Origin of the sequence: Pseudomonas aylmerensis (genome assembly GCF_001702265.1) — a bacterium.
Lineage (GTDB): Bacteria > Pseudomonadota > Gammaproteobacteria > Pseudomonadales > Pseudomonadaceae > Aquipseudomonas > Aquipseudomonas aylmerensis.
Genome location: NZ_MAUE01000024.1, coordinates 74,697 through 83,196 on the forward strand (window position 1 = coordinate 74,697; position 8,500 = coordinate 83,196).

An 8,500-nucleotide genomic window follows, 5' to 3' on the forward strand; every position below is an offset into this window, starting at 1 on the left:
TTATTCCTTAAGCTGCGACTGCAGGCCAGATAGAGTGTCCTCAATGAAGCCACCGCGGCGCAGGGTCAAACCATAGGCGATGCTCGGAATAGCCCCGATCTCCAGGAGGCACCAAACCCGCCCTTTACATTTGTATTGTGGGACGAACACCAAGGCCTTATAGGCAAACGCAAAGTGAAGAACACGGGTAAGGCGTTCAGATCGAGCAAGCACCTTGTCCATTTCTTCCTGAGGAATGCCAATTGCATTGGCCCCATGGTCGAGAGGGGCGTTGGGCAGTAGCGTCCGATCCAAACAGCGCTTCGCCATGCCGCCCAGAAGGTCTTTAACCAAAGCGTGATAAGGGAAGTCCCATTCGTCCATAATCTTCAGTGAGAGCTTTCGCAAAGCATCATGTTGAAGCTTGGCTGAAAGCTCTGGCTTCCTGTTTCTAACGACGCGGACAATCAGCTCGTCGATGAGGGATCCAGAAAGGCGAATGAACTGCTCAATGTTGTTGTTACTAGCCTCTGCGAGTTTGTCCATGCCGAAGTAATACGGCCGGCCAAACTCATGGAACAACTGCAAGCGAGCGCCCTCGAGCAGAGCAGGGCTGATGGTGCGATCACCTGTCAGCGGTTCATCTGTTGGATCGTCATCGAGCAGGCCAAGCTGAGGGGACCTATTCCATTCGCGTCTGAGTAGAATCCGGAAGGCTGCTAGAGCTTCGTCAGGTTGGGTTGTCTCTGGAATGCGAGCACTTAATGAGTCGATAACCGTTTTAGAAAGCCTCGACTCCTGCTGAAACTCCACCACGCTCTTGCGCAGTTGCTCAAGCTGAGACGCAGTCAAAGATACGTTGTTGTGATCAAGGATATTAGGGAGTGTCTTGATCGAACGGCGGGATAGCTCATTTATACCATTGAGATACCGACTGCTGATATCTCGAGCGACGACCAAAAAACGTCTGGCGCTGCGATTGCTTGGTTGCATCAAGCGAAGAATGTAGTCTCGTCCACCTGTTGTGCCTGGTCGTTGCTCGCCATCTTCTATCACATCCTTGGCCATCGCATCTCGATAATCCTCAGGAGATACGACATCCGGACGGCACATCACCCAGCGGCCGATATTGATATTGCGGCGCTTCAGCCAGTCTCGTAGCTGAGCAAATTGGAGAGGGTGCAGTTCGTGGGCATCGTCGACGATGGCCATTGGCAGTAGGTCAACATACTCACCCGGCGTGCCGACGATCCAGTTCCTCACCCTGAATCGCTCTATGTATTCGAAGACGTCATATGACTCATTGATAATTTCTGCCAGGTCCTGCTCGCTGGGCGCTACAAGTGCAGTGATCACTTTGAACACCGCGAGCTCGATTCTCCGCGCATATTCCCGAAAATCACTGGGCGAATCGGCTTTAAGGACTTGACGCGCTGACTCCGAATCGCTGCCTATAACAATCTCGATTTGTTCGATGTCTAGCTCTTCGACAGTTTCAAGCTGTCGGAACCAACCTAAAACCGCCTTGGACTGCACATAAGCACGGAGCAATGTCGCCCGGATAGGTTCTGAATACGGCAGATCCCAGATGCTGCGAAAGTTTGTGGTCATCGGTAAGCGATAAGCTAACAGGGACGGCGTCCCATCCTTCAGGATGCTGAGCTGTGTAAGCGCTACAGCTAGCTCCTTATTGATCTCAACTGGGTCACGAGCGAGTGTTGCCAGGGAGTCAAATTCGATGACTCGGGCGATCGTGGTTTTGCCGCATCCTGGTGTTCCCACGACGATGCTGAGCTTTTCCAGCAACTCAACGCCATCAAGCGAGAAAAACTCAAGTAGCGGAGTGTGGCTAACCAGGGGTAGCAAAGTACTGGGTTCTGCCACGTACTCAGTAGCGCGCTTCTTAAACGGATTATCCATTGGTCGAATGCCGTTTGCGTCGAGCGAATAGTGGTTTCATTTTGTGCTGCTCGGCAAATTCACTCCCGGTTGAGTCAGCCCAGAGCAAGGCAATTGAATTATTCGGTGTGTTGTGTTCGAGCACCAAAGGCAAACCGCAATCACTATAGCCAAACCATATGTTGTCCCCTACATGGTCATCTTGAATTCCTTTGTTGTAGTGGCATTTGATGAGGTCGATCAGCTCTGGCGGGGGAGTCTGATCATCAACCACAATGCTTTGCGGGAGCACGTAAGAAAATGTGGCGTTGTAGCTGAACTCCGGATGGTCTCCACCGAACCGTGCTAGCCGATCATTAATCGCCTGTTCAGCCTGGAACGATGCCAAGTGATGGTGCGCATAGAGATGGCATTTTTCAGCAAGAATATCGCCGATTTTTTCGCGATTGACATTATAGAACTTGCTTATTTTGCCTTTCCAGATCTGTTCTTCATCGTCAAATCGGAGAAGGGAGTCGCCCGAGCCTGAAAAGTCATCCACTAGACATATTGATTCAAACGAAGCGGGTTCGTCTTGATAGTTGTGTTTGTCCAACCACTCTCTGAGTTCCTTGATAAGGCTCTTCCATTTCTGGCTGGACATTTCGCTGAAGGGAACAACTTGCTCGTTAGAGATCTTGCCCTCGTTGTAGCGACGGAAGACATCAATACGTGCACCGTCGCTTAAGCCTACAAAGAGTGTTCGACGTCGAAGAAGGCAAAGCCGCCGACCGGCAGCCGGATTAGTCCACGTTTCGTAGAACTGAACGCCTAACTCCATCGCAACCTGCTTGCGCATGAATCTGTCTAGCTCCGGCATCATCAGACTCACCAAGTGATGCATCTCTCGCTGCGTGATGTATACCAGACGCTCCTTAATAATGCTGAACGCGACCCGCCTTTGTGCGACGTGCTGAAACTGGCTTAACCAATTCAGCAGGGCGACATGGAAGCGTGAGGCCGGCTGAAACCCCTGATAGCCATCGTACTTGTGGGTGATCATCAACTGAAGTGCAGAGAACTCTTCTGTTGCCTCTTCGTCAGTCCAGTCCAGTTGTACAGCTAACAACCTCAGGGCAATTTTACTCTTCAAGTAATACCTTCCTTGGAGATTAGAAACGAAGCCCAAACCCTTCGTCAGTTTTCTGCAGGTAATCCAGATACTGTTGGGTAGCACCGGCCTGGCTCGCACCTGGGGATGCGAAATTCCAACAGGAGGTCAACGATGCAGACACACGGTCAGCGCTTAGACTGCAGCCTTGGCTCAGCAATTCGTAGTCGTTCCCTTCTTCATCACCACTATCCCCAAGACGCAAAACCTGGGTAAGTGGGTCGAAGCCAAATTTCTCCCCAATCGTCTTTACTACTTTGTTCTTACTCGTGTCGCCATCCAAGACATCGATCGAGTGACCTGAGCAAAACACCTTCCAGTCTCCGAGACCTTCTGCATTGAGGCGGGTGCGTAAAGCCATGCGCAGTTTTCTAGACTCTTCTGGGCTAGCAACCGTGATAGTCAGTTGGCCCCCCCTGGATTTTCTAAATTTTTCCATTTGGGGGTAGTACGCAGTGGTCTTGAGCCAGCCTAAAAGATCTTCGAATACCGGGTTGGGGTGCGGATGTTCGACCTCTACATCAAGGGGTTGAATCAACGAGCCGCCGTAATAACCGACCCATATTGCTTTGTGATACTCTGGAGGTAACGCCTTAACAAGATCCTTGCGCAAGGATCCGCCCCTACCCGAGGCGATCGAGAAGATCAGGCCATCATCAATAAGCTGAAGAATTCGCTTTGCAATGTGTGGGCATATGCCGCTGTAGCGGTCTTCTGCATTGCATAGAGTACCGTCGAAATCACTGATGATCGCCTTGTATGCTGCCGCCTTCAGCTTACCCTCATAGACTTTTGCCGCAATCTCGGCTGTGTCCATTTCGTCTGCTGATACGTTGCGATGATCGAACTTTCGCCAAGCCGCCAGCGAGTATCGATTTTCTAATTGATCCCCACGGCGAAAGTGCTGTGTGCTCTTCAGTCGATAAATCTTCCGGCCAAAGGTTGGAACCGTTGGCTGCCCGGGGTCCCGGTCCACTGCACTGGCGATCGTCTCGGTTAGGAGTGTTGCCATCACTAGCCCGGCGACCACCAATTCATTTGGCTCCTCACCAGGAATCTCAAGTTTAAAGGTCAATACATCCGATGGAAAAAGCCCCAAGGTCGCTTCCGCCAGATACTTGGAATCCCGGCTGAAAGCAGCAATGACTGCGGTGCCGGCGGCGCCATCTGCCAGCTGTAGGTGTCGGCCATGAGCGAACTGCCGGTAATCGGCGATTTCAACCTTGGCAACTGCGGACTCGGAGAGCTTGGATTCTAGGTCGATGGCAAAAGACTTGGTCATCGGGTCGTGAAGAACGATGAAGTTTCGCCTACCCATCATCTGCATCGTGGTATTCGCATGCCACTGATTACGGTACCGAAGCAAAACCTCCGCATCGAAAAACTGCGCAAAAAACTCGCTTCCAGTGCTTTCAGGAAAGAGAGCCCTGTGTAGCAGCAAAACAGTCGCGATCAGGCTATTGGTTGCTAAGTAGCCGTCTTTGCCCCACGGCATCTCATAAGAAAAAATTCGTGTTGCCCGGTTCTCTACAGCGTGCTTTGTGAGCGGATTGTCTTTCGTAAGCGTTAGCGCCGCACAAGTCATATCCGACTGCATAGCGCAGGTCGCTGCAGCCAGAACATCCGGATTGCGACCCTCAGCTGAAAGCAGCATGATCCTTGAGGTAGGAGTGAACCTGGCCTTAGCCGACAGCTCCATTGGGGTCAATGCACGGGTAGGAGATCCATGCGCGATTTCTCTCAACTCAGCGGCCGCGAACGCAGCTGAGTAAGAGCCCCCAGAGCCGACGAAACATGCATATTCACCGGTCCATCTACTCAAGTACCTTTGGAGTCGTGACACATCCTGCTGTGTTGTCCACGAATAGGTAGCATGAATAGCATCTAGCTCCGCATGATATGGTTTTCCCACCAACAGCTCCTTCCTTGCTCGTTGATCACACCGCACGCAGTGGCACCTTGCCTTTTTTCAGGCGTTTGAGCAATGGCATTCTTGAGCAAGCATTTCCAAAATGATCAGATTCTGGAAGTCATAATGCTTGCAGCTTATACCGCTCACCGCCAGGGTAAGGATTTCAACGAGCTTTTTGGCATTGCCGCATCGTTGTGCAAGGCTGTCGATTGGAAATACAAACGCGAATGGCGCTGGGTGATTCCAGATGGCGATAGAGAGATCAAAGTTTTCAGCCGTTCAGCGCCACTCAAGGCTGTTCATCTTGGGGCTAAGATCTCGGATGCTTATGCGCTTGATATCCTGAACATCGGCAGCGAAACAGAGGGGCAGGGGATCTATATTGTCTTTTGGTTCGGGCTCGACCTGAAGATTCAGCCACCGCCGGAAGGCGCAACGCCTGAGACACCTGATGCGTTGAGAGTCGCACTTGAGGCACAACTCCCCGTAGAGCTGGCTGCGAGGACTTCAGTAGTTGTCCTCGACCTTACCGACGCAGGCGCTGCGGCGAGAGCACGTAAAGAGTCAGGGTTTGAAGAGGCGAAAGCGGCCAAGAAGAAGAGGCGAACTGCCGCGAAATAGAGCGAGTGTGCCGCAGCCGTGTTGTAAGCGCGGTGCCTGAGTTTGAGTCAGACGTAGATGAACGGAATGAGTATGGGCAACGGAGTCGCATCACCAGCTTTTACAAGCAGCGGTAGTCATTGACCTGAAGAGAAACGGCACTGAATCAGTCTCATCGGCAGCCAACTCATTCAAGGACTCGTCATGAACACTATGGACATGGCCCGTTGAGAGAGTAGGCGTCAACAACCAATTCGTCGAATCAGTCGCTTAGGCAGCTCGTGAACATCTATGACACGACCTGTCGTTTAACATAATATACATTATGCGCAATACGACATTACGCAATCAGGGGCAGTGCCCATCGGATTTCAACGGGCAAAACCCCTCTCTGGATCAAACCTGCGCGAAGCCTCCATCCACGAACATTTCGCTGCCTGTCATGAAGCTGCTTTCATCCGACGCCAGGAACAACGCCGCTGCTGCGACTTCTTCAGGTTTGCCGATGCGGTCCAGTGGGATCTGCGCAACCATCGCGTCGATGATCGCATCTTTCTGTCCTGTGCCGGAAAGCGCCAGGTCCAGGCCCGGTGTCGAGATTGGCCCGGGTGAAAGTACGTTGACGCGGATGCCGGTGCCTTTGAGGTCCAGTGCCCAGCTCCTGGCGAAATTACGCAGTGCGGCTTTAGTGGCGCTGTACACGCTGAACGCCGGCGTGCCCATGGTGGCTGTGGTTGAACCAGTCAGGATCACCGAGCCGCCTGCGCTCATCAGTGGCAAGGCCTTTTGCACGGTGAACAACGTGCCTTTGACGTTGATGCCAAACGTGCGATCAAACGACGCTTCAGTGATTGCGCCGATGGGCTGGAAATCGCCGAGCCCTGCGTTGGCGAACACGATATCGATCCGGCCCTTGGTCGCTTTGACCTGGGCATAGATGCGATCAAGGTCCGCCAGGTTGGAAATATCGCCCTGGATCGCGATGGCTCCAGGGCCGATCAGCTGTAACGCCTTGTCCAGTTCCTCTTGGCGACGCCCCACGATAACAACCTGTGCGCCTTCTTCTGCAAAGCGTATGGCGCTGGCCAGGCCGATGCCGCTGTTGCCGCCGGTAACCACTGCGATTTTGCCGTTGAGCCTGCTCATGATGAACTCCGTGGAATGTTGAAGCCCAACTGTAGATCCGCGCTATTATTTTGAATAGTATGCACCTTTAAGTAAGTACCCCTTGGGAGCAACCACCCTCATGGCAAACAATTCGTTCAACTGCGGGCTTGAAGCTGCGCTGGCGGTGATTGGCGGCAAATGGAAGCCTCTGGTCCTGTTCAACCTGGCGCAAAATGTTCACCGCTATGGCGAGCTCAAACGTGCGATTGGAGGCGTGACCGATAAGGTCTTGATTCAGCAACTCAAGGAACTGGAGCGTGATGAAATCATTGCGCGCGTCGACTTCCAGGAGATTCCGCCCAAGGTCGAATACTCCCTCACGCCGTTCGGCCGTTCCCTGGCCACGGCGCTGGGTGGGCTGTGTGCCTGGGGTACCGAGCATATGCAGACGGTCGAACGCATCAGCGAACGGCGTACCGCCGCCCTCTCCCAGGCCTGAGCCCTGCCCCGATAGCCAACTCAACTAAATGACTATTTAGTTGAGTTAAATCATATAGTTACGAAATAATAACAAGCTTTGCTGCAATCCCCCGCACCGCGCAAACATCAAAAATCCAGATGCCAGCCTACAAACATATGGATTTTCCCAAATGTTTGCCTCTCTTAAGCTCTCCTCACTCCTCCCCGTGATGGAGGATGCGTCGTCGGTACGCCCTGAACACAAGGGCGATCCTAAAAATAATGTGTCTGCCGACCCAAGGAATACCTATGTCCTCTCATTTGTCTGACCGGCAAAACGCCGATGAGCGCCTGCTGCACAGCCAGGGTTATGACCAGCAACTGCATCGCGGCCTGTCGCTTTGGTCGTCGTTTTCGGTCGGTTTCGCCACGGTCTCCCCCGTGGTGGGTATCTATTCGGTGATGTCGCTGGGCGCCATGAATGCCGGCCCTTCCTGGGTGTGGATCGTGCCGTTGTGCCTCGCCCTGCAGCTGTTGGTGGCGTTGGTTTACGCCGAGCTTGCCTCGCAGTACCCGTTGGCCGGTGGCTGCTATCAGTGGGTCAAGCGCCTGGCTGGCGAACGCCTGGCCTGGTTTACCGGGTTCATGTACCTCGCCTCCGCCCTGGCTTCCTTGACCACCGTGGCGTATCTGGGCGGGTTCTGGCTGTGGCTGTTCGTTACCGGTGAACCGCCGGCGGCGAATGCCCAGGTGTTCAGCGGCGCAGTGCTGTTACTGCTGGGGCTGGGGGTGAACCTGTTCGGGATCAACCCGCTGAAGTATTTCGTCAACGCAGGAATCGTTGCGGAAGCCATCGCCTCGATTGGCATTGGGGTGCTGTTGCTGCTGTTTTTCCGTAACCATTCGTTTTCGATACTGCTGGAAGGTCTGAGCGCGACGTCGACCAGTGACGGGACCTACTTCTCGGGTTTCCTCACCGCCATGGCGGTCGGCGGCTGGGCGTTTCTGGGCTTTGATGCGTGCTCGCAAGTCTCCGAAGAAACCGCCGACGCCCGCACCTCGACGCCCCGCGCGATCCTGCGCTCGATGATTCTGGTCGGCCTGACTGTGATGCTTACCGCATTCGCCGTGACGCTGTCCTATACCGACACTGCCGCCATGGTCTCCGGCCAGGTGATCGATCCGGTCACGCCCGCCGTGGTCGATGCGTTCGGCGCCTGGGCTGAGCGTCCCTTCGTGGCGATTGTATTGGTGGCGTTCATTGCCTGCGTCGTCTCGGTCCAGACCTATATCGGTCGCGCCGTGTTTGGCATGGCCCGCGACGAAATCCTGCCGGCGTCTGCACTGCTGCGGCGGGTGGATAAACGCAAGGTTCCGTTCGCCGCGATGGTCTT

7 protein-coding genes are annotated in these 8,500 nt (G+C 53.8%); 3 read left to right on the forward strand and 4 right to left on the reverse strand.

Features of this window, described 5'->3' with window-relative positions; all coding sequences use genetic code 11:
* The 3 genes from BBG20_RS16735 to BBG20_RS16745 are packed head-to-tail and all read right to left on the reverse strand — an operon-like array spanning position 1 to position 4,682.
* Positions 1 to 1,899: a hypothetical protein gene (locus tag BBG20_RS16735; RefSeq protein ID WP_065905284.1), complete on the reverse strand. Its 1,899-nt coding sequence runs from the start codon at positions 1,897 to 1,899 to the stop codon at positions 1 to 3.
* Entirely contained in the window at positions 1,892 to 3,010 is a 1,119-nt protein-coding gene (locus tag BBG20_RS16740; RefSeq protein WP_065905286.1) for a phosphoribosyltransferase-like protein, read from the reverse strand. Before BBG20_RS16740 ends, BBG20_RS16735 begins: the two co-directional genes overlap by 8 nt.
* A gap of 19 nt (positions 3,011 to 3,029) precedes the next feature.
* On the reverse strand, positions 3,030 to 4,682 hold the full coding sequence (locus BBG20_RS16745; RefSeq protein ID WP_177343948.1) for an HAD hydrolase family protein: 1,653 nt from the start codon (positions 4,680 to 4,682) through the stop codon (positions 3,030 to 3,032).
* Between the two features lie 330 nt (positions 4,683 to 5,012).
* On the opposite strand from BBG20_RS16745, the gene BBG20_RS33205 reads away from it, so the two are divergent.
* The gene (locus tag BBG20_RS33205) at positions 5,013 to 5,561 is read left to right on the forward strand and encodes a hypothetical protein (RefSeq protein WP_065905290.1); all 549 of its coding nucleotides are present in this window, start codon (positions 5,013 to 5,015) and stop codon (positions 5,559 to 5,561) included.
* Between the two features lie 375 nt (positions 5,562 to 5,936).
* Here BBG20_RS33205 and BBG20_RS16755 read toward each other — a convergent pair whose 3' ends face one another.
* On the reverse strand, positions 5,937 to 6,686 hold the full coding sequence (locus BBG20_RS16755) for an SDR family NAD(P)-dependent oxidoreductase (RefSeq protein WP_065905292.1): 750 nt from the start codon (positions 6,684 to 6,686) through the stop codon (positions 5,937 to 5,939).
* Between the two features lie 100 nt (positions 6,687 to 6,786).
* On the opposite strand from BBG20_RS16755, the gene BBG20_RS16760 reads away from it, so the two are divergent.
* Together BBG20_RS16760 and BBG20_RS16765 are read left to right on the forward strand one after the other, a co-directional pair.
* Positions 6,787 to 7,146, forward strand: coding sequence for a winged helix-turn-helix transcriptional regulator (locus BBG20_RS16760; protein ID WP_065905294.1), 360 nt, complete (start codon positions 6,787 to 6,789; stop codon positions 7,144 to 7,146).
* 269 nt (positions 7,147 to 7,415) lie between these two features.
* The coding region (locus BBG20_RS16765; protein WP_065905296.1) for an APC family permease at positions 7,416 to 8,500 on the forward strand (1,085 nt) is incomplete at its 3' end.

Excerpts from the sequence above, each read along its gene's own strand:
- BBG20_RS16735 (WP_065905284.1), bottom strand. The coding sequence starts at position 1,899 with ATGGATAATCCGTTTAAGAAGCGCGCTACTGAGTACGTGGCAGAACCC.
- BBG20_RS16745 (WP_177343948.1), bottom strand. The coding sequence starts at position 4,682 with ATGCTGCTTTCAGCTGAGGGTCGCAATCCGGATGTTCTGGCTGCAGCG.
- BBG20_RS33205 (WP_065905290.1), top strand. The coding sequence starts at position 5,013 with ATGGCATTCTTGAGCAAGCATTTCCAAAATGATCAGATTCTGGAAGTC.
- BBG20_RS16755 (WP_065905292.1), bottom strand. The coding sequence starts at position 6,686 with ATGAGCAGGCTCAACGGCAAAATCGCAGTGGTTACCGGCGGCAACAGC.
- BBG20_RS16760 (WP_065905294.1), top strand. The coding sequence starts at position 6,787 with ATGGCAAACAATTCGTTCAACTGCGGGCTTGAAGCTGCGCTGGCGGTG.